Source organism: uncultured Gemmiger sp., assembly GCF_934561205.1.
Taxonomy (GTDB): domain Bacteria; phylum Bacillota; class Clostridia; order Oscillospirales; family Ruminococcaceae; genus Gemmiger.
On record NZ_CAKTFU010000003.1, the window covers coordinates 142,471 to 164,306 of the forward strand.

Annotated in this window: 19 protein-coding genes; 12 read left to right on the forward strand and 7 right to left on the reverse strand. The window is 53.6% G+C overall.

Translation table 11 applies throughout. From position 1 onward, the window contains the following. Positions 1 to 71 precede the first annotated feature (71 nt). From pepF to Q0I19_RS03060, 7 genes are all read left to right on the forward strand, one after another. The gene (pepF, locus tag Q0I19_RS03030; protein ID WP_294758017.1) at positions 72 to 1,874 is read left to right on the forward strand and encodes an oligoendopeptidase F; all 1,803 of its coding nucleotides are present in this window, start codon (positions 72 to 74) and stop codon (positions 1,872 to 1,874) included. Between the two features lie 258 nt (positions 1,875 to 2,132). Then, entirely contained in the window at positions 2,133 to 2,558 is a 426-nt protein-coding gene (gene rpsL / locus Q0I19_RS03035; RefSeq protein WP_294758016.1) for a 30S ribosomal protein S12, read from the forward strand. Positions 2,559 to 2,668: 110 nt separating this feature from the next. Continuing rightward, positions 2,669 to 3,139, forward strand: coding sequence for a 30S ribosomal protein S7 (gene rpsG, locus Q0I19_RS03040; RefSeq protein WP_294758014.1), 471 nt, complete (start codon positions 2,669 to 2,671; stop codon positions 3,137 to 3,139). Positions 3,140 to 3,163: 24 nt separating this feature from the next. Continuing rightward, the gene (gene fusA, locus Q0I19_RS03045) at positions 3,164 to 5,290 is read left to right on the forward strand and encodes an elongation factor G (protein ID WP_294758012.1); all 2,127 of its coding nucleotides are present in this window, start codon (positions 3,164 to 3,166) and stop codon (positions 5,288 to 5,290) included. Between the two features lie 93 nt (positions 5,291 to 5,383). Then, positions 5,384 to 6,589, forward strand: coding sequence for an elongation factor Tu (gene tuf, locus Q0I19_RS03050; RefSeq protein WP_294758010.1), 1,206 nt, complete (start codon positions 5,384 to 5,386; stop codon positions 6,587 to 6,589). A 329-nt stretch (positions 6,590 to 6,918) separates the two neighbouring features. Next, entirely contained in the window at positions 6,919 to 7,737 is an 819-nt protein-coding gene (locus tag Q0I19_RS03055; RefSeq protein ID WP_294758009.1) for a Cof-type HAD-IIB family hydrolase, read from the forward strand. Positions 7,738 to 7,740: 3 nt separating this feature from the next. Beyond that, positions 7,741 to 8,697 carry a 3'-5' exonuclease gene (locus tag Q0I19_RS03060; protein WP_294758007.1) on the forward strand — a complete coding sequence of 319 codons (957 nt, stop codon included), beginning with the start codon at positions 7,741 to 7,743 and terminating at the stop codon, positions 8,695 to 8,697. Between the two features lie 44 nt (positions 8,698 to 8,741). On the opposite strand, the gene Q0I19_RS03065 is transcribed toward Q0I19_RS03060, so the two are convergent. Then, positions 8,742 to 9,581: a DegV family protein gene (locus Q0I19_RS03065; protein WP_294758006.1), complete on the reverse strand. Its 840-nt coding sequence runs from the start codon at positions 9,579 to 9,581 to the stop codon at positions 8,742 to 8,744. A 266-nt stretch (positions 9,582 to 9,847) separates the two neighbouring features. Here Q0I19_RS03065 and Q0I19_RS03070 point away from each other — a divergent pair, with 266 nt between their 5' ends. The 5 genes from Q0I19_RS03070 to glgA all read left to right on the forward strand — a co-directional run bounded on the left by Q0I19_RS03070 (position 9,848) and on the right by glgA (position 17,096). Further along, positions 9,848 to 10,888 (forward strand): GDSL-type esterase/lipase family protein, encoded by a 1,041-nt coding sequence (locus Q0I19_RS03070; RefSeq protein ID WP_294758005.1) that lies wholly within the window; start codon positions 9,848 to 9,850, stop codon positions 10,886 to 10,888. Between the two features lie 236 nt (positions 10,889 to 11,124). Further along, entirely contained in the window at positions 11,125 to 13,152 is a 2,028-nt protein-coding gene (gene glgB / locus Q0I19_RS03075) for a 1,4-alpha-glucan branching protein GlgB (protein ID WP_294758003.1), read from the forward strand. Between the two features lie 62 nt (positions 13,153 to 13,214). Then, the gene (locus Q0I19_RS03080) at positions 13,215 to 14,438 is read left to right on the forward strand and encodes a glucose-1-phosphate adenylyltransferase (protein WP_294758002.1); all 1,224 of its coding nucleotides are present in this window, start codon (positions 13,215 to 13,217) and stop codon (positions 14,436 to 14,438) included. Then, on the forward strand, positions 14,432 to 15,556 hold the full coding sequence (glgD, locus tag Q0I19_RS03085; RefSeq protein WP_294758001.1) for a glucose-1-phosphate adenylyltransferase subunit GlgD: 1,125 nt from the start codon (positions 14,432 to 14,434) through the stop codon (positions 15,554 to 15,556). The genes Q0I19_RS03080 and glgD overlap by 7 nt, the downstream gene beginning before the upstream one ends. A 121-nt stretch (positions 15,557 to 15,677) precedes the next feature. Further along, positions 15,678 to 17,096 carry a glycogen synthase GlgA gene (glgA, locus tag Q0I19_RS03090; protein ID WP_294758000.1) on the forward strand — a complete coding sequence of 473 codons (1,419 nt, stop codon included), beginning with the start codon at positions 15,678 to 15,680 and terminating at the stop codon, positions 17,094 to 17,096. 64 nt (positions 17,097 to 17,160) lie between these two features. On the opposite strand, the gene udk is transcribed toward glgA, so the two are convergent. The 6 genes from udk to Q0I19_RS03120 all read right to left on the reverse strand — a co-directional run bounded on the left by udk (position 17,161) and on the right by Q0I19_RS03120 (position 21,646). Continuing rightward, on the reverse strand, positions 17,161 to 17,784 hold the full coding sequence (gene udk, locus Q0I19_RS03095; protein WP_294757999.1) for a uridine kinase: 624 nt from the start codon (positions 17,782 to 17,784) through the stop codon (positions 17,161 to 17,163). Between the two features lie 13 nt (positions 17,785 to 17,797). Further along, complete coding sequence (locus tag Q0I19_RS03100) at positions 17,798 to 18,277, reverse strand: dCMP deaminase family protein (RefSeq protein WP_294757997.1); 480 nt, start codon at positions 18,275 to 18,277, stop codon at positions 17,798 to 17,800. A gap of 108 nt (positions 18,278 to 18,385) precedes the next feature. After that, positions 18,386 to 18,643 (reverse strand): sporulation transcriptional regulator SpoIIID, encoded by a 258-nt coding sequence (locus tag Q0I19_RS03105; RefSeq protein ID WP_294757996.1) that lies wholly within the window; start codon positions 18,641 to 18,643, stop codon positions 18,386 to 18,388. Between the two features lie 153 nt (positions 18,644 to 18,796). Then, positions 18,797 to 19,714: a restriction endonuclease gene (locus Q0I19_RS03110; protein ID WP_294757994.1), complete on the reverse strand. Its 918-nt coding sequence runs from the start codon at positions 19,712 to 19,714 to the stop codon at positions 18,797 to 18,799. Positions 19,715 to 19,886: 172 nt separating this feature from the next. Beyond that, positions 19,887 to 20,384, reverse strand: a complete 498-nt coding sequence (locus Q0I19_RS03115; protein ID WP_294757992.1) for a hypothetical protein — start codon at positions 20,382 to 20,384, stop codon at positions 19,887 to 19,889. Positions 20,385 to 20,581: 197 nt separating this feature from the next. Continuing rightward, entirely contained in the window at positions 20,582 to 21,646 is a 1,065-nt protein-coding gene (locus tag Q0I19_RS03120) for an acyltransferase family protein (protein ID WP_294757990.1), read from the reverse strand. Positions 21,647 to 21,836 lie beyond the last annotated feature (190 nt).

Below are 21,836 nucleotides of genomic sequence, written 5' to 3' on the forward strand. Positions count from 1 at the left end.
AATAAGGTAGTATAAAAGGAATCCTGCCAAGACCGCCGTGCGGCCTTGCACGAAATAACAGGAGGTACTCCATGTCCGAAAATGTTTTGAAAGAACGCAGCGAGCTGGACGCCCGCTACAAGTGGGATCTGTCGGCCATGTTTGCCGATGATGCCGCGTGGGAAACTGCCTTTGCTGCGATGGATGCCGACATTGACGCTGTGGCCGCTTTTGCGGGCAAGCTGCACGATGCCGACACGCTGAAAGCCTATCTGGATGCCCAGACCGCTCTGCAGCGCAAGCTGGAATGTCTGTACTGCTACGCCTCCCAGCGCCACGACGAGGATACCCGCGCCGAGGATGCCCAGAGCATGTATGCCCGTATCAGCAGCAAATACGTCAAGCTGGTCACCGCGCTGTCCTTCTTCCAGCCGGAACTGCTCGGCCTGCCCGAAGAGCAGCTGAACGCGCTGGTCAACGCCCCCGCTGTGGCTGACTACAAGTTCCTGCTGCAGGATCTGCTGCGCAGCAAACCGCACACTCTGAGTCAATCCGAGGAAAAACTGCTGGCCAGCTTCGGTGAGGTCATGCAGGCGCCTTCCGAGGCATACAAGAGCCTGGACGACGCCGATATGGTGTTTGAATCCGCCAAGAATGCCGCCGGTGAGGAAGTCGAGGTTACCGGCTCCGGCTTTGTTCCTCTGCAGATGACCAACGACCGCGTTCTGCGCGAGAACGCCTTCCGCAGCTTCTACAAGGGCTACCGTCAGCACATCAACACCTTTGCCGCCACCTATGCGGGTGCGGTCAAGGCTGCCGTGGCCGAGGCAAACGCCCGCCACTATGAATCCTCCCGCGCTATGTCCATGGCAGGGGAGAATGTTCCCGCCGAGGTCTACGACAATCTGGTCGCCACCGTGCGCAAGCACATGCCTGCCATGCACCGCTATGTCCGCCTGCGCAAGAAGATGCTGGGTGTGGACGAACTGCATTTCTATGACGTGTATGCTCCGCTGGTCGGCGACCTGAACAAGACCTATTCCTACGAGACTGCGCAGGAAATGGTGCTGAAGGCCGTTGCCCCCCTGGGCGAGGATTACGCCGAGACCGTCCGCAAGGCTTACGCCGAGCGCTGGATCGACGTTTACCCCAACCGTGGCAAGCGCGGCGGTGCCTACTCCGGTGGCTGCTATGACTCCAAGCCCTATATTCTGCTGAATTTCAGCGGCACGCTGGACAGCGTGTCCACCTTGGCGCACGAGATGGGGCACACGATGCACAGCTGGCGCTCCCGTCAGGCACAGCCTGCTCAGTACGCCGATTATACACTGTTTGTCGCCGAGGTTGCCTCCACCGTCAACGAGAACCTGCTCATTGAGCAGCTGCTCCAAAACGAGAACGACCCCCAGACCCGCCTGTATCTGCTGAACCAGTATCTTGAAAACTTCAAGGGTACCGTCTACCGCCAGACGATGTTTGCCGAGTTTGAGCGCGAGGCTCACGCCATGGTCGAGCGCGGCGAGGCCCTGAACGCGGCTGCCCTCAACAGCCTGTACAAGCGCCTTGTCACCGATTACTTCGGCGAGGATATGGTCATCGACGATGAGATCCAGTACGAATGGGCGCGCATCCCGCACTTCTACCGTCCGTTCTACGTCTACAAGTACGCGACCGGCTACTCCACCGCTGTGGCTCTGTCTGAGGGCATTCTCAAGGAGGGTGCGCCCGCCGTCAAGCGCTACAAGGAGTTCCTCTCCATGGGCGGCAGTGCCTACCCGCTGGACGAGCTGCGCCACGCCGGTGTTGACCTTGCCACCTCCGCGCCGGTGGATGCCGCCCTCGAAAAGTTCGAGCGCATCCTGGACGACGCCGAGGCTACGTTGGCCAAACTGTAAAACAGGCAGGGGAGCACGCACGAAAGCGTGCTCCTTTTTGCTTTTTTGCGGGCACAGCACGGCAAAAAGGGCAGGGGAGGACCCTGCGAAAAAATTTCTATGTTTTGTACGAATTTTTCAATATTTTTTTGGCAATACTCTTGACAATCGGCGTCAAATGCTGTAAACTAATCATTGCGTGAGTTAGGGGATAGTGCGGCAAAAATGCCGTACCAAACCCGGAAACAAGCGTGAATATGTGAAGAAAGGAGAAAAGAAATGCCTACTTTTAACCAGCTCGTGCGCAAAGGTCGTGAGGTCCTGGTCCACAAGAGCACTGCTCCTGCCCTTCAGAAGAGCTACAACTCCCAGAAGAAGCAGTACACCAACCTGAACAGCCCCCAGAAGCGTGGTGTTTGCACTGCCGTCCGTACCATGACCCCCAAGAAGCCTAACTCTGCTCTGCGTAAAGTTGCCCGTGTCCGCCTCACGAATGGTATCGAGGTCACCTCTTACATTCCCGGTATCGGCCATAACCTGCAGGAGCACAGCGTTGTTCTGATCCGTGGCGGTCGTGTCAAGGATCTGCCCGGTGTCCGTTACCACATCATCCGCGGTACTCTGGACACCCAGGGTGTTGCGAACCGTAACCAGGCTCGCAGCAAATACGGTGCGAAGCGCCCCAAGGCCGGTGCCAAGAAGTAAGGAAACATCTTTTCGCCATAAAATAGGCCCATGCCTTTTTTGTGGCACAACGGGAGTTTCTTAACTTTCGAGTACCGATGATATCATTCTATGTGAAGGAGGGAAGAAAGATGCCCAGAAGAGGTAATGTCGCGAAACGCGAAGTTCTGGCCGATCCTATTTACAATTCCAAAGTTGTCACCCGTCTGGTCAACTACATCATGCTGGATGGCAAGAAAGGTGTTGCTCAGGAAATCGTTTACGACGCATTTGACATCGTAAAGGAAAAGACCGGCAACGATCCTCTCGATATGTTCGAGAAGGCTATGGAAAACATCATGCCTAACCTCGAGTGCAAGACCCGCCGTGTCGGCGGCGCTAACTACCAGGTTCCCCTGGAAGTCAGCCCTGCCCGCCGCGAGACCCTCGGTCTGCGCTGGCTGACTGCTTACAGCCGCGCCCGCGGTGAGAAGACCATGTCTGCTCGCCTGGCTGCCGAGATCATCGACGCCACCAACGGTGTCGGCGGTTCTGTCAAGAAGCGCGAGGACACCCACAAGATGGCCGAGGCCAACAAGGCTTTTGCCCACTATCGTTATTGATTCGCTGTCGAGGAGGTATAAGCCATGGCAACACCGAGAGATGTATCTCTGCAAATGACCCGTAATATCGGTATCATGGCCCACATCGACGCAGGTAAGACCACCACCACCGAGCGTATCCTGTACTACACCGGTATTAACCATAAGATCGGTGAAGTTCATGACGGCGCTGCTACGATGGACTGGATGGAGCAGGAGCAGGAGCGTGGCATCACGATCACTTCTGCTGCTACCACCTGCTACTGGAGCCATACCGAGACCCAGCACGATCCGGCTCTCTTCAAGAAGAACCGTCATCGTATCAATATCATCGACACCCCGGGCCACGTTGACTTCACCGTTGAGGTTCAGCGTTCCCTGCGCGTTCTGGACGGCTCTGTTACCGTTCTGGCCGCTAAGGGCGGTGTTGAGCCGCAGTCTGAGACCGTTTGGCGCCAGGCTGACGAGTACAAGGTTCCCCGCATGGTTTACGTCAACAAGATGGATACCATGGGTGCCGATTTCTACCGCTGCGTTCAGATGCTCCATGATCGTCTGCACGCCAACGGTGTGCCCATCCAGCTGCCCGTCGGTCAGGAGGATACCTTCAAGGGTATTATCGACCTGATCGATATGCAGGCTGACATCTACTATGATGACATGGGCAATGACGTCCGCGTTGAGCCGATTCCTGCGGATATGCAGGAGAAGGCTCAGGAGTACCATGACAAGCTGGTCGAGGCTGTTGCCGAGACCGACGAAGAGCTGATGATGAAGTACCTGGAAGGCGAAGAGCTGACCAAGGAAGAAATCAAGGCTGCTCTGCGCAAGGCTACCATCTCCAACGAGATCGTTCCTGTTGTCTGTGGCTCCTCTTACAAGAACCGCGGCGTCCAGAAGCTGTTGGATGCTATTGTTGACTACATGCCGGCTCCTACCGACGTTGAAGCCATCAAGGGTACCAACCCCGAGACCGGCGAGGAAGAGGATCGTATCTCTTCCGACGACCAGCCTTTCGCAGCTCTGGCTTTCAAGATCATGACTGACCCCTACGTTGGTAAGCTCTGCTTCTTCCGCGTGTACTCCGGTACGCTGGATGCTGGCACCACCGTTTACAACTCCGTCAAGGATAACAACGAGCGTATCGGCCGTATCCTTCAGATGCACGCCAACAACCGTAAGGATATCGACACCGTTTACGCTGGCGATATCGCGGCTGCTGTCGGCCTGAAGAACACCACCACCGGTGACACTCTGTGCGACGAGAAGCATCCCATCATCCTCGAGTCGATGAACTTCCCCGAGCCCGTTATCCGCGTTGCCATCGAGCCCAAGACCAAGGCTGGCTCTGAGAAGATGGGCATTGCTCTGGCAAAGCTCGCTGAAGAAGACCCGACCTTCCGTACCTGGACCGATGAAGAGACTGGCCAGACCATCATCGCCGGCATGGGCGAGCTTCACCTCGAGATCATCGTGGACCGTCTGCTCCGCGAGTTCAAGGTCGAGGCCAATGTCGGTGCTCCCCAGGTTGCTTACCGCGAAACCATTCGCAAGGAAGCCAACCAGGAGACCAAGTACGCCCGCCAGTCTGGTGGTAAGGGCCAGTACGGTCACGTCAAGATCAAGGTTGAGCCCAACCCCGGCAAGGGTTACGAGTTCGTCAACGGTGTCGTTGGCGGCGCTATCCCGAAGGAATATATCCCCGCTGTTGACAATGGTATCCAGGGCGCTATGAAGTCCGGTGTTCTCGCCGGTTACCCCGTCGTGGATGTCAAGGTCACCCTGTGGGATGGTTCTTACCACGAAGTCGACTCCTCCGAAATGGCGTTCTCCATCGCCGGTTCTATGGCTTTCAAGGAGGCCATGAAGAAGTGCGATCCCGTCATTATGGAGCCTATCATGAAGGTCAACGTTATCGTGCCCGATGAGTACATGGGCAACGTTATCGGCGACCTAAACAGCCGCCGTGGTCAGATCAACAACCAGGAGTCTGAGGGTGGCACTGCTCGTGTTACCGCTTTGGTTCCTCTGTCTGAGATGTTCGGCTATGCCACCGACCTGCGTTCCAAGACCCAGGGCCGTGGCCAGTACTCCATGGAGCCTGATGAATATCAGCAGGTTCCCAAGAGTGTTGCCGACAAGATCATGACCGAGCGCAGCAAGCAGAATTAATTAAAAGTTTTACTTGATTTTTTGCGCAAAATCTAGTATGATAGCCTTATCCAAGGCACATATAAATGTTTTAACTAAAGGAGGACACTTCCAATGGCTGAAAAGGAAAAATTTGACCGCTCTTTGGAGCACGTCAACATTGGTACCATTGGTCACGTTGACCATGGCAAGACTACCCTGACCGCTGCCATCACCAAGACCCTGGCTCTGAAGGGCGACGCCGACTTTATGGATTACTCCAGCATCGACAAGGCTCCCGAAGAGAAGGCTCGTGGCATCACGATCAACACCGCTCACGTTGAGTACCACACCGAGAAGCGCCACTACGCTCACGTTGACTGCCCGGGTCACGCCGACTACATCAAGAACATGATCACCGGTGCTGCTCAGATGGACGGCGCTATCCTGGTCGTTGCTGCTACCGATGGTCCCATGCCCCAGACCCGCGAGCACATCCTGCTGGCCCGTCAGGTTGGCGTGCCCAAGATCGTTGTTTTCATGAACAAGTGCGACATGGTTGACGACGAAGAGCTGCTGGATCTGGTTGAGATGGAGATCCGTGAGCTGCTGAGCGAGTACGACTTTGATGGCGACAACACCCCCATCATCCGTGGCTCTGCCCTGAAGGCTCTGGAGAGCACCAGCACTGATCCCAATGCCCCCGAGTACAAGTGCATTTGGGAGCTGATGGATGCTGTTGATACCTACATCCCCACTCCCGACCGCGCTGCTGACAAGCCCTTCCTGATGCCCGTTGAGGACGTTATGACCATCTCCGGCCGTGGCACCGTTGCCACCGGTCGTGTTGAGCGTGGTACTGCCCACGTTGGCGATCAGATGGAAATCGTCGGCATCAAGGAAGAGAAGATGACCACCACCATCACCGGTCTGGAAATGTTCCGCAAGAGCCTGGAGTTCGCTCAGGCCGGCGACAACATCGGCGCCCTGCTGCGTGGTGTTGACCGCGATCAGATCGAGCGTGGCCAGTGCCTGTGCAAGCCCGGTTCCGTTCATCCCCACACCACTTTTGATGGTCACGTCTACGTCCTGAAGAAGGAAGAAGGCGGCCGTCATACCCCGTTCTTCAACAACTATCGTCCTCAGTTCTATTTCCGTACCACCGACGTTACCGGCATCATCACCCTGCCCGAAGGCACTGAGATGTGCATGCCCGGCGACAACGTTGATATGCACGTTGAGCTGATCACCCCCGTTGCCATGGAAGAGGGCCTGCGTTTCGCTATCCGTGAAGGCGGCCACACCGTTGGTTCCGGCGTTGTTTCCAAGATCGAGAAGTAATTTCTTGCTCTAAAACAGCAATATTCAGGCGCACACCGAAAGGTGTGCGCCTGTTTTTTTGTTATGGCAACACCGCACAATTCCCGCCTAACGGTTTAAGCACCGCTCCGACGGCTGCGGCACGGCATCTGCGTTGCCAAAATGCTCGCCAATACACAAAGTATTGCCTGCGCTTTTGGCTTAGCAGCTGCCGCACCTCGCTCGCCGTATCGGCACTTAGAATTATGCGGTATTGCCTTATCAAAATCCGCAAAAAAGGTTGCGCAACCCTGCATTTTGGGGTACAATAAACATCGGAAAATATCGAAATCAGTCGGGAGAATTCTAGCATGCAATATAAAGTTCTGGCGTTGGACTTGGACGGAACCTTGACCAACCACGACAAAATCGTTACCCCCCGCACCAAAGCGGCCCTGCGCAAGGCTGCCGAGCGCGGTGTCTGTATCGTTCTGGCCAGCGGCCGCCCCACCGTAGGCATTGAACCGTTGGCGCGCGAGCTGAATCTGGACAAGTTCGGCGGCTGCATTTTGAGCTACAACGGCGGCAAAATTATCGACTGCCAAACCGGGCAGACGCTGGTGCAGCATGCTTTTCCGCCGGACCTCATCGAGCCGGTGTGCACCTTCTGCCGCTACTGGAATGTCGTACCCCTGACCTACGACGCCCACGGCATCGTTACCGAAAACCCTGACAACCCTTATGTGCAGGAGGAGGCACGCATCTGCAAAATTTCTGCGCGAAAGGTCGAAAACCTGCCCGCTGAGGTAACTTACCCCATCAATAAGCTGCTGCTGACGGGCGACCCTGCCGACATGCCCCACGTTGAGGAGCTGATGCAGCAGGAGTTTGCCGGCAAGTTGTCGATTTATCGTTCTCAGCCGTTCTTTATCGAGACAATGCCTCTTGGTATCGAAAAATCTGCCTCGCTGCAAATTTTGCTGCGCGCCAAGGGGCTGACCGCCGCAAACCTTATGGCGTGCGGCGACGGCTGGAACGACCTGCCGATGCTGAAATTTGCCGGTTTGGGTGTCGCCATGGGCAATGCCCAGCCGGAGGTCAAGGCCGCGGCTGACTATATCACGGCAGACAACGAGCACGACGGCGTGGGTCTGGCTGTGGAAAAATTCATCTTGCATGAGGAGAACTAAACGGTGAATCTGATTGTTTTTGACCTGGAATGGAATATCGGCTATCAGCCCAAAACATTTCTGTACCACGGCACCGAGCTGACCCTGCGGGGCGAGATCATCCAGATCGGTGCGGCGCGCATCAACGAGCGCGGTGACGTGCTGGATACCTTCGAGGCAACGCTGAAGCCCCACATCTTCCGCAAGCTGCAGCACCACATTGCCAAGGTCACGGGTCTTTCCCAGGGGGATTTGGACGCCGGTCTGCCCATCCGTGAGGGGCTGCAGCGCTTTATGGACTGGGCAGGGGAGGACGCCGAGCTGATCGAGTGGGGACTGGACGATGTGCCCGTGCTGAAGCAGAACCTGTTCCTGTGCGGTCTGGACGAAAACTGGCCGCACGGCTGGTACGACCTGCAGCGGCTGTTTTTGCAAAGCTACCCGCGCCGGGAAGGGGAGGGGCTTACGCTGGAGAGCGTGGTCGATCGTCTGGGTATCCCCAAGGAGGAGTCCTTCCACAATGCGCTGGACGATGCGCTGTACACCGTGAAAATCTGCCGTAAGCTGCCCTTGGCCGAGGGGCTGGCAACCTACCCCACCGAGGAGGAAATGCTCAAGGAGGCCCTTCTCTCCGGCAGTGAGGGCGCAACCGATGTGCAGACCTTCATGTACCGGCTGGAACACGATGACTATCGCAATGTGCCGGAACTGGCACAGGCAGCCTGCCCGACCTGCGGCAAGGTACTGGCACCCGACGAGGTCTGGCTCAAGCGCGGCAACACAGGGTACTACACACGCTGCGTCTGCCCGAATTGCAGCGCCTGGTATCTGCGCTTCAAGCTGAGCCGCCGCGACGGCCTGCACTGGAGCTTTGCCCGCTGCGTGGAACCGGTCAGCGAGGCTGCCGATGCGCGTTGGTTCAAGCAGCGCGCCGCGCAGTTGGAGCGTATGAAGCGCAAGGCACAGAAAACCGAGAACTAACAGAAAAGCAGCCCGCGAAAATTCGCGGGCTGCTTTTGCCTGTCTTAGTAGGTGATGATAATACCCTGATCCTGTGCGTAGAAGCTGCACAGACCGGAGCAGGGCAGGATGCGTACAGGTGCCTCCGGCCATTTGGTGTGGATGCCATGTTCCAGCAAACGCGCGGCTGTCTGGTTGCCGCACTCGCTGATCATAACGGGATGCACGCCGTCGTAGCGGTCCTCATCCATTTGCTCCAGAATACGCGCCAGCACACGGGTTTCGCCGCGGGTCTTGAAGTAAAAGTCGATCTTACCCTCGGACGTGCGGCGTCCCAGCACGCGCATGTTCAGCTTGCCGGCAATGAAACCCACCACCTTGCTGACGCGGCCGTTCTTGACCAGGTTGTCAAAGCTGGCCAGTGCAAACAGGATGTGGGTGGACTCTGCAAATTTTTGCAGGGCAAAGCAGATATCCTCAAACTTCTGGCCTTCACCGATCAGCTTGTTGGCAAGCTCGGCACCGTCGCCCAGGGCACCGCTGCAGCTCAGGGTATCCAGGATGAAAATCTTCTTGTCGGGATGTTCCTCCAATACCATGTCGCGGGCTGCCATCGCGGCGTTGTAGCTGCCGGACAGATTGCTGCTGATGGTAAAGGCGAATATCTGATCTGCCTGCAGAAAATACTCGGCCCATTCCTCAGGGCTGGGGCATGCGCTGGTGCTGGCACCGTTGTACTCGTTCATCGCCTGCAGCATCTGCGGCACGTTCAGCGTAGGCAGGTCAACATACTCGCGCTCGCCCACGCGGATCTTAAAGGGGACAATGGCAAAGGAAACGCCGGGTGCGGGGTTCTTTAGCTCGCGTATTTCACAGGAACTGTCCGCAACGATCATCCAATCCATATATCGGAACCTCCGTTTCACTATTATGGCAATACCGCATAATACCCGCTTAACGGTTTGGCACCGCTCCGGCGGCTGCGGCACGGCATATCGGCACGCGGTATTGCCTTATACATCTTTATCTTATTATAGAGAACATTTGCCGCCGCGTCAAGTAAATCCAAAGGAAATGCCGCATTTGTAAAAGATTGCGGTTCTTATTGCCATTTGCGGGTAATTGGGGTATAATAACATACAAACGAGCATCCATCTTAGGGAGGGATACCATGGCCGATTTTTATACCTATCGCAATAAGGTCGCAAGTCGACGCCGCAAACGCCGCATGATGATCGTTTTGGTTATCGTGTTGACGGTTGTGCTGGCTGCGGCAGGTTGGTATAACTTCCATCCTACGAATATGCAGCAAGGCGAACCGACGCCCCCGAAATCTTCGTCGGAATCCCTGCCGGAATCTACGGCTGAACCGTCTCCGACGCCGGAAGCCACCCCGCAGCCCACTCCCACGCCCACGGCGGCACCCGCCTCTGTCGAGCCGCGCCGCATCCTGCCCGCCGTGGACACAGCGGTTTGGGATACCGCCGCACCGGTGACGCAGACCATTGATGACGGCTATTTCAGCACAGACCACCGTATGGCGGCCGTGCCGATGCTGGGCACCGTGACCAAAGACTACTTTAACACCGTGACTTTTGTGGGGGACAGCATTGCCTCCGGTCTGGGCATCTACGCCACAGGCTACCAGAACGCCAAGTACGCCACCTATATCAGCGCGGGTGTGGATACCTTTGTCAACAATGTCAAGGTCAAGAACGCCGTTACCAATGAGCAGGAAACCCCCATTGAGGCCATTGCGGCAAGTCAGCCGGACTACGTCTACCTGCTGGTGGGCACCAACAATCTGGTGCGCCAAGGCGGCGAGGAAAACTTTATCGCCTACTATGAACGACTGATCGACATCCTGCGTGAAAACCTGGATCCGGGCGTTATTTATTATATTCAGTCCATTCCCGCCGTGCAGGAAGATGTCGTCAATACCAAGCCGGGTCTGGACAACGCCCGCATTGCCACCGTCAATGATATGCTGGCCAATATGGCGCTGCGCAAGGGCTGCTACTTTGTGAATATCGGCGAAACGCTGAACAGCCTCACCGACGGCAGCCAAAAAGATGAGTACGAGACCGCTGACGGTGTGCATTTTAACCCGTCGGGCTATCGTGCCTGGGCAGATTATCTGGCAAGCCATACCATTTGGAACCGCCGAAGCATTTATGCGGGCCAAAATCCCTATTATATCTACGGAACCTGACATTAAACAAACCCCGCCTATGGTGTAAAAAACACCGTGGGCGGGGATTTTTGTACAATAGTACAAGAAAAAAATTATTTTCTGTCGAAAGTACACAAATCAAAAACATCAACTTTGAATATTTTGGCGTTTTTTTATAAAAATCCCTTGAATTTTCCGTTCAAAACGAGTAATATAGAATTAGTTAAATCAGTAGCGGTGTTATTGCGATACCGCTGCAAAAAGGGGAGATCACGTTGAAACAACGCAACCAAACGCCCAATCCCTCTGATTTGCCGATTTACCTGTTCAAGCAAGGCAACAATCAGGAGGCTTACCGCTATTTCGGTGCGCATTTGTGTGAAGAAAACGGCCAGCCCGGAGCAGTGTTCCGCGTATGGGCCCCCCACGCAAAGGCTGTATCGCTGGTGGGCGAATTTAACAGCTGGACGCCGGGTGAGCATCCGCTTCACACCGTGACCGACGGCATCTGGGAACTGTTCGTTCCTGGCATTCAGGAATTTGACACCTACAAATATTGCATTACCACGCAGGGCGATGAGCTTATCTACAAGGCTGACCCCTACGCTTTCCATACCGAGACCCGCCCCTCCAACGGCAGCAAGGTCTACGATATCGAAAACTACACCTGGGGCGATGCCGCATGGAGCGCCGCACAGGCCAAGAAAGATCCCATCAACAGCCCGATGTCCATCTACGAGATGCAGGTCGGCAGCTGGAAGATGAAGGATCCCGAAAAACAGATCCCGTACAACTATGCAGAACTGGCCGACGAATTGATCCCGTACATAAGGGATATGGGCTACACCCATGTGGAGCTGCTGCCCATTACCGAGTATCCCTTTGACGGCAGCTGGGGCTATCAGGTCACCGGCTACTTTGCCCCGACCAGCCGCTACGGCACCCCCAAGGACTTCATGACCCTGGTGGACAAGCTGCACCAGGCCGGTATCGGTGTCATTTTGGACTGGGTACCTGCGCACTTCCCCAAGGACGGCTACGGCCTGTACATGTTTGACGGCGCCCCCTGCTATGAGGACCCCAACCCCCGCCGCGGCGAGCACAAAGAGTGGGGTACGATGGTCTTTAACTACGGCATGAACGAGGTTGCCAGTTTCCTGATGTCCAGCGCTATGTTCTGGGTCGACCGCTACCATATCGACGGCCTGCGCGTTGACGCCGTGGCCAGTATGCTCTATCTGGACTACAACCGCAAGGACGGCGAGTGGGAACAGAACGCCAAGGGCGGCAAGGAAAACTTGGAGGCCATCGCCTTCCTGCAAAAGCTGAACACCGCTATCCTGACCAAGTTCCCCCACAAGATGATGATTGCCGAGGAATCCACCGCATGGCCTCTGGTCACCAAACCGGCTGCTGACGGGGGATTGGGCTTTAACTTTAAGTGGAACATGGGCTGGATGAACGATATGCTCAGCTACATGAAAACCGACCCGCTGTTCCGCGCAGGAAACCACAGCAAGGTGACGTTCAGCTTCTTCTACGCATTCAGCGAGAATTTCGTGCTGCCGATCAGCCACGATGAGGTCGTGCACGGCAAGTGCAGCCTGCTGAACAAGATGCCCGGCGATTACGAAGAAAAGTTCGCAAACCTGCGCACCTTCTTTGGCTACATGATGGCTCATCCCGGCAAGAAACTGCTGTTTATGGGCCAGGATTTCGGCCAGTTCATTGAATGGGACGAAAATAAGCAGCTTGACTGGATGCTGCTGGGCTACGACAAGCACAAGGCCCTGCTGGATTATGTGCGCGCGCTGAACCACCTCTACCGCGACACGCCCGCCCTGTGGCAGGTCGATTACAGCTGGGAAGGGTTCCAGTGGATCGTGCCCGATGACAGCCAGCAGAGCGTGATCGCCTTCCTGCGGCGTGATGCCGCCGGCAAGATGCTGTTGGTGGTCTGCAACTTCAACCCTGTTCTGCGCAAGGATTACAAGATGGGTGTGCCCAATGCAGGTACCTATAAAGAAATCCTGAACTCCGACGATGTACGTTTCGGCGGTTCCGGTGTCACCAACGGCTCTGTCAAGAGCGAAAAGGGCGAGATGCACGGCTTTGAGCAGCATATTTCTCTGACGCTGCCGCCCATGTCCACCATGTATTTCCAGGTTCCTGCCGCCCGTAAGCACCGCGCCGAAAAGGCTGCAGCTACCGAAAAACCTGCCGCAAAAAAGGCAGAGATCACCACCGCCAAGGCTGCCCCCAAGCGCAGCCGCACCAAAACCGCCAAAACGCCGGCCAAATGACCGTGCGGAGTGGATATAGTTACTAAACGGCTCACGCCGGCAAATTTAAGGGGAGAAATCTTATGGCAAAAGAAATGATCGCAATGATTCTGGCAGGCGGCCAGGGTTCGCGCCTTTATGCGCTGACACAAAAGCTCGCCAAGCCCGCAGTTCCTTTTGGAGGAAAGTATCGCATTATCGACTTCCCGCTGTCCAACTGCGTCAACTCCGACATTGATACCGTTGGTATCCTGACCCAGTATCAGCCCCTCGTATTGAACGAGTATATCGGCAACGGCCAGCCTTGGGACCTTGACCGTCTGCACGGCGGTGTGCATGTTCTGCCCCCGTATCAGCAGGCCTCCGGCTCTGACTGGTACAAGGGCACGGCAAACGCTATTTACCAGAACCTGTCCTTTATCGACCGTTATGATCCGAAATATGTCATCATTCTGTCCGGTGACCAGATTTGCAAGCAGGATTACTCTGACTTCCTGCGTTTCCATAAGGAAAAGAACGCCGAATTCTCCGTCGCCGTAATGGAAGTGCCATGGAGCGAGGCATCTCGTTTCGGCCTGATGGTCACCGACGAGAACGACAGGATCAGTGAGTTCCAGGAGAAGCCGAAGGAGCCGAAGTCCAACCTGGCATCCATGGGTATCTACATCTTCAACTGGGATATCCTGAAGAAATACCTGACCGAGGACGAGGCCGACCCCAACTCCGAGAATGATTTTGGCAAGAACGTCATTCCTAACCTGCTGCGTGACGGCCGCCGTATGTACGCCTATCACTTCAGCGGCTATTGGAAGGACGTCGGCACCATCTCCAGCCTGTGGCAGGCCAACATGGAAGTTCTGGACCCCGGTCATTCCGGTATCAACCTGTTTGATGAAAACTGGAAGATCTACTCCCGCAATACCGGTAAGCCCTGCCAGCGTATCGGTGACGATGCCACCATCGTCAATTCGATGGTTTCCGAGGGCTGCCGCGTTAACGGTACCGTCAACAACTCCATCCTGTTCCCCGGCGTCGTAGTCGAAAAGGGTGCCACCGTGGAGGCCGCTGTTATCATGGGCAACACCGTCATTAAGGCGGGTGCCTCTGTCAAACATTGCATCGTGGCCGAAAACGTCACGATTGAAGAAGGTGCCACTGTGGGTGCCATGCCCGAAGGCGGCCTGAATATCGACGAACCCGGCGATGTCGCCACCGTCGGCTCCGACGTGCGCATCGGCAAGGGTGCTACCGTCGGCCCCAAGGCAATGGTTTCCAGCGATGTAAAGGATGGTGAGGAACAATGGTAAATAACAACATCAACGCTCTCGGCGTCATTTTTGCAAACACCTATGACAACCTCGTTCCCGAACTGGTGGCAGAGCGCGCTATGGCCTCTATCCCGTTCGGCGGACGTTATCGTCTGATCGACTTTGTCCTGTCCGGCATGGTCAACTCCGGCATTGACAACATTTCCATCATCGTGCGTAAGAACTACCACTCCCTGATGGATCATCTGGGTGCCGGCCGTGAATGGGACCTGACCCGCAAGCGCGGCGGCCTGAACATTGTGCCCCCCTTTGCTGAGCGCAGCGTGAAGATGTACTCTGGCCGTGTGGATGCTCTGGACAGCATCCTGGACTGGCTGGAGGGTCAGAAAGAGCGCTATGTTGTCCTTTCCGACTCTTACATGGCTATGAACTTTGACTTCGGCAAGCTGGTGGATACCCACGTTGCCTCCGGTGCCGATGTGACCATGGTCTACAACCGCGCCCCCATTCCTGAGGGTGCCCGCAGCGACAACTACACCCTGCGCATGGATGAGAATGGCCGCGTGACCGAGATTTTGACCAATGACTACCGCTGCGGCGAGCAGAACCTGGCCATGAACATCTACGTCATTGAGCGTGAGAGCCTGATCCACCTGATTCACGACGCTGCCGTGCGCGGCCTTGTCTATTTCGAAAGAGACATCCTGGCCCGCAACCTCAAGCTGCTGAACGTTCAGGGCTATGAGTTCCACGGCTATGCTTCCCGCGTTTCTGACATGAAGAGCTACTTCGACGAGAATATGCGCCTTCTGCAGCCCGACAGTATGGAGCAGCTGTTTGATGCCGCCCCCATTTACACCAAAATTCGCGACGATAACCCCACCCGCTATGTGGAAGGCAGCGCTGTGAAGAACAGTCTGCTGGCCGACGGCTGCGTAATTGAAGGCACGGTCGAGAACTGTGTGCTGTTCCGCGGCTGCCAGGTCAAGAAGGGTGCTGTTGTTCGCAACTGCGTCCTGATGCAGGATACCGTTGTGGAAAGCGGCTGTGACGTAAGCTACGTCGTTACTGATAAAAACGTCCACATCACCGCCGGTAAAAAGCTCAACGGCACCGAGACCTTCCCGGTGTTTGTAGCCAAAAAGCACAGCGTGTAATAAGCTCATAGAGGTGTGTTCCATATCTCCCCGGAGCTTGCCTTTGATGAGAGGACGGGGGAGGGATGACCCTGCCCCGTCCTCAATATTTTAATGATTCTCCTACCACACGGAGGTACTTATGAAAATTTTGTATGCTTCCAGTGAGGCCGCCCCTTATGCAAAGTCTGGCGGTCTGGCTGACGTTGCGGGTGCCTTGCCCAAGGCCTTGGTGAAGGACGGCGTGGATTGCCGCGTTGTCATGCCGCTGTACGGCGATTTGAAGTTCAAGGATACCTTGACCTACGTTACCAACTTCAGCGTCCCTGTGGGCTGGCGCAGCCAGTATTGCGGTCTGTTCAAGAGCGAGCTGAACGGCGTGACCTTCTACTTTATCGACAACGAGTACTATTTCAAGCGCAGCGGCCTGTACGGTTTCTATGACGATGGCGAGCGTTTTGCCTTCTTCTCCCGTGCCATTCTCGAGATGCTGTTCTACACCGACTTCGAGCCGGACATCATCAACTGCAATGACTGGCAGACGGCCCTGACCCCTGTCTATCTGAACCTGTACTACCGTCATCTGGACAAGTTCAGCAAGATCAAGACGGTTTTCACCATTCACAACATTGCATATCAGGGCAAATATGGCCTGGATATTCTGGAGGACACCTGCGGCATCGGTGCCCGCGACGCCCATGTGGTCGAGTTTGACGGATGCGCCAACTTCATGAAGGGCGCTATCGAGACCGCCGACAAGGTCACCACTGTCAGCCCCACCTATGCGCAGGAAATTCTTGACCCATGGTTCAGCCATGGTCTGGACGGTCTGCTGCGTCAAAAACAGTATAAGCTGTGCGGCATCCTGAACGGCATTGACGTGGACGTCTTTAACCCTGCCACCGACCCTGACATTCCGCAGCATTACGATGCCAACACCTTTATGGAAGGTAAAGCTGCCTGCAAGGCGGCCCTGCAGGACGAGTTCGGGCTGAACAAGGACGGCAGCCCCGTTATGGCCATGGTCACCCGTCTGGTCGGCCACAAGGGCGTTGACCTTGTGCAGGCAGTTGCGGAAGGGCTGCTGCAGCAGGGCATTGAGCTGGTTATTCTCGGCTCGGGTGAGTCCCAGTATGAGAATTTCTTCAATGAGCTGGCTGCCCGCAACCCCGGCCGTGTGGGCGTTTATATCGGCTTCAATGCCAAGCTGGCGCAGCATATCTATGCCGGCGCCGATATCTTCCTGATGCCCTCCCGTTCCGAGCCTTGCGGCCTGGCACAGATGGTTTCCTGCCGTTACGGCACCATCCCTGTTATCCGCGAGACGGGCGGCCTGAAGGACTCCATCCACGACTCCGGCGACGGCTACGGCAATGGTTTCACCTTTGCCAACTACAACGCCCACGAGTTGTATGAAGCCTGCTGGCGCGCCAAGGAAGGCTACTGGCAGAAGGACGGCTGGCCTGTATTGGTCAAGCGCGCCATGGAGTGCGACTTCAGCTGGTCCAACTCCGCCAAGAGTTACGAGGGGCTGTACAACGAGGTCGTAAACCTCTGGTAATTCAAATACCAAACAAAAAATACCGGCAACCAAAAGGTTGTCGGTATTTTTTATGGCAGAAAATTTAATCCTTGCTGTGCAGGTGGTTTTCCACCCATTTGATCAGCAGCTCCAGCGCCACCAGATTCTCGCCGCCTTCGGGTACGATCAAATCCGCCTTGCGCTTGCTCGGCTCCACAAACTGCTCGTGCATGGGCTTGACGGTGGTCAGGTACTGGTTTACCACGCTGTCCAGCGTGCGTCCGCGCTGCTTAACATCGCGCATAATGCGGCGCAAAATGCGTACATCGGCATCGGTATCCACAAAGACCTTCATGTCCAACAGTTCGCAAAGTTCGGGCGCGTCAAAAATCAGGATACCCTCCACAATAATTACAGGCGCAGGGTCGACGTGTACAGTCTCATTGCTGCGGTTGTGGATCGTGTAATCGTACACCGGCACCTGTACCGCATGTCCCGCGCGCAGCTCCCGCAGGTGCGCCACCATCAGGGCGGTGTCAAAGCTGTCGGGGTGGTCGTAGTTTAGCTTGCAGCGTTCCTCATAGGGCAGCTCGTCGTGGCGCTTGTAGTAGCTGTCATGGTTCAGGACGCTGACCTCATTTGTTCCGAAATGTTCCCGCAGTTTTTCGGTCAGCGTGGTCTTGCCGCTGCCGGAGCCGCCTGCAATGCCGATCACAATGGTTTTCATCTGTATCCCTCTCTTACACATCCAGTCGCAGCTCGCGGCCGGTAGGCTCGTAGCGGCGGCAGCTGACGCCGGTCATCTTGAACATACGGCGGCTTGCGATATTCGCGGGCGTGTCATGATATTTATCCGACAGGTAAATCAATTCCTTGATGCCGCTTTGGATGATTGCCTTAGCGCACTCATTGCAGGGGAACAGCGTAACATACATACGCGACCCCTTCAGGTTGTTGTTGGGGCTGTTCAAAATCGCGTTCAGCTCCGAGTGGCAGACATACATATACTTGGTTTCCAGCGGGTCACCCTCGCGCTCCCAGGGCATTTCGTCGTCATCACAGCCTATGGGCATACCATTGTACCCCAGCGACAGAATTTTGTTTTCCGGGCTAACAATACAGGCGCCCACCTGGCTGTTGTTGTCCTTGCTGCGCATGGCGGAAAGCAAGGCAATGCCCATAAAGTATTCGTCCCAGCTGATATAATCGGTGCGTTTCATCGTGTTTTTACATCTCCCTTGCAAGGGCAATACCGCGCAATTCCAGGTGCCGCCGGAGCGGTGGTTATTGCCCAAGGATATCTTTCTTATATTATACATATCTGCGCGTCAGGGTGCAAGGCTGTTTTGCAAATATTTGCGGCGTGTTGCCTCGCCCCCGCGCAGGTGGCGTTCGGCCTTGTTCCTGCGCATAACGGCGCGTACCTCTGCCCACAAGCCGGGGTCACGGCTGCGCAGGCGGGCATGGTCTTTCCAGACGGTGCTTTTGCTTATGCCGAACACAGCCGCTGCACGGCGCACGGTGGCACCGTTCTGCACAATGTAGCGCCCTATGGCTACGGCGCGTTCTTCGGGGTCGCCTTTCATGAACCGGCCTCCTTATGTGGATTTTTTCTGCCCAATCCTATGTAAAAGTGCTACCGGATATGCTGCAAAAAATCCATAAAAGGGGAGTACCAGCCGCACAATGCACAGCGCCCCCAAGGCTTATGCCTTGGGGGCGCTGTGCTAAGATGATTGTTATGTCAGTATATCATCCTCAAAATAATCTGTATCAACGCGTTTGATTTTGTAGACTTTTTGTACAGATACACCAAGTCCGTACTCTATCATCAATGCAGTTAACTGTTTTCCGTCAACCAAAATAATATGCTGTGCTTCCGCATACTCTCTGGCACCTTTTGAGAACTTGGCAGTTGTGATAAATAAACCTTTCTCAATACGAGGCGGTCCCATCATGGCGCCAAAGAATTTTTGAATTTCCGGTTTCCCGATTGTAACGTCCGGATTCCATCGCTTTGCCTGTATATAGATTAGATTGAATCCTAGTTTATCCTCGTTGATGACACCGTCAATCCCATCATCGCCACTGTACCGTGTTTTAAATCCGTCACCATAATCCATAGCCTTCATGAGATCGACAACTAACTGCTCGAAGAAACTCGGCGACCTCTGCATGATTATATCCAGCAAATCATCGGCAAGATTTTCATTCAGTGTCTTATGAATGGAATCCAACTGCTCCTCTGGCGTTCTTTCGTCTTCATGGTTGGAATTAACAACTGCCGACGCATCATGCTCAGTTTCTGCCAGACTACCGCTCACAAATCTTGCAAAGTTGGGATAATGGTTTTTCAAATATTCGTTTGTAATTGGCACACCACTGTTCAGCAGCGCCTTTCCCTCACTTGTAATCACATAATTTCCTCGTGAAGGTGACTCAATTAGCCCGGCTTTTTTCAGATATGTTTTTGCCCAGTTTAATCGGTTAATAAAAATTGTTTGACGTTGGCTGGGCAACTGTTCAGCCAATTCTTCAACGGATAAGTTTAAATTTTCGGCAACTTTGGTAGCGGTTTCCTTCATGCAATAAATTTGTCCATCCTGTATGACATCAAGGAGCGGTTTATATAGTTCATTGTATTTAGGCAGTGCCATTCCTTCATCTCCATTCAAATCCAAAAGAGTTTTCAATTTCATGAATTCATGCTAGGGGGGACTGCTTTGATTTTTAGTGTGACCTAGGATGCTGGTGTTGTGCAATGAAGGCTAGGGCTAATCTACAGGTAATTCCTCAGTAATTCCTTAAAAAATTCATGTTCAAAGGGATTTATGCCCAAGGGTCAGCCTCCTGCGGAATACGGATGCCGGTCAGAAGCTGCTGCTCCCACAGAAACCACTGCCCAGTGGACGGTTTGTGCCGCAGCTTCAGCGGGCGCGGGCTGTCGGCACCGCTGCAAGCCACATACAAGGTCAGGTATCCGTCAGCAAATTGCGCCCGGCTGTACGCATTTTCCGAAACAGTGACTCGGTACGGCTGCACAGGCGTGTAGTTGTTTTCTGGCGTGGAACCGACAAAGTAGGAACGCATCAGGTATTCTTTGCCGCGGAAACGGTCGCGGATAAACTGCTTGTCGATGCCGTTCAGGGGGCGGGGGCCGCGCAGGAAATCCAGCATTTTCTCGGTCTCGGCAGGGTTTTCCGGGTACAGCGCCAGCGCCGCCACCGTCAGGGCGGCAACCTCCTCCGGCACAGTCAGCGCCGCTTGGGGCATGGCTTTCAGCTCGTCCAAGGTTTTGGGCAGGGCGTTCAACGTGATTTCACTCATCTGGGTACCTCCTTTTTGTTGGTTTTGTTTATGAATTTATCCTGTCACGCCTCGCGTGTCAGGCATACGACTGCTTCGGCATGGGTTGAGAAAACATTGAAAGTACTGTTTAGTGATGAGCGGACTTTTCAGCATGGATATAGTTATTGTTCTGATGGCAATTTTGATTTGGGCGCTTTTAAAAAGGCCTGAAGGGTCTACACGCAATATTTCTTTATTATAGGAATATGATTTAACACTATTGATACAAAAAGTGAACATATAAACACAACCGCCGATACTATAGGAACAGATGCAACCGAGTTAAAGGATAACGTATTAAAGTTAAAATGTAATGATAATTTTTCTATAAAAAATGCATGAATCAAATACGCTCCAAAAGTATATCCTGAAATCATAAAAACGAATGAATTAAGCTTCTCATTTTTAAATTTGTGATATTTAAACAATGTATGAATGCATATTGCCTCAAGCATTACATTAACACGAAAATTACCATAATAGGTGCCACATGGTTTCTGCGTCTTTATGGCCAAATCCAAATCCGCCAAAACTGTAAACGCAAATCCAAGAATCCCTAAAAAATAAATGAGTAGACGTTGTTTTTTTCTGAGCTCAATATTATCAAGATAATATCCCAACACAAAATAAAAGGAATATCCCAGTACCATATTCATGTTCATTGTTGATACATGTGAATTGGCAACGCTAACCAAATTTGCTAATTGTTCGTGATTTTCAACTATAAAATCATTTAATAACTGAATGCTCCATGGAATCATAACCGCAAATATAAATGACAATACTAAAAAATACTTCGTGGTAAAACTATCCGCTATAATTTTTTTATAAAATGGTATGCACATATAAATGCCGATAATCATAAGAATAAACCACATATGATAATGCCCAGATACCATAGCGTCAATATGTGTCTTAATGCCATAAAGCAGTCCGTTTTCAAAGTATTCAGGTGTCATCAATGCATAGAATATGCTCCATGTCAAAAAAGCTATTACCATCCTAAAAATATACTTACTATAAATTTTTCTTATTGATATATCTCTACTTAAGAACAGGGAACCACTTACCATTACAAAAATAGGTACACCCCAACGCACGACGCTGTCATAAAAATTGAATGATTGCCATTCAAACCCATTAACATCAATAAAGTACCAATTTGAAGCTGCTACATGAAGTACAACTACAGCAAATGTGGCTATTAGCCTGAGATAATCACAATATGTTTTTCTCTCCATATTTCCTTCACCTATAAAAGTTTACTTTTTGTTGCTAACATTTTTTTCCATCTTATCATATAAGAATCGGCGCCGTCATGATTTATGCGAAAAAGTTGGAATCCATTATTAGGTCCCCTTTTAACTATTCAATCACAATAAAATATTTCAAAGCATTTATGATTACTTCGCTTTTCTCGGGAGTAACTAA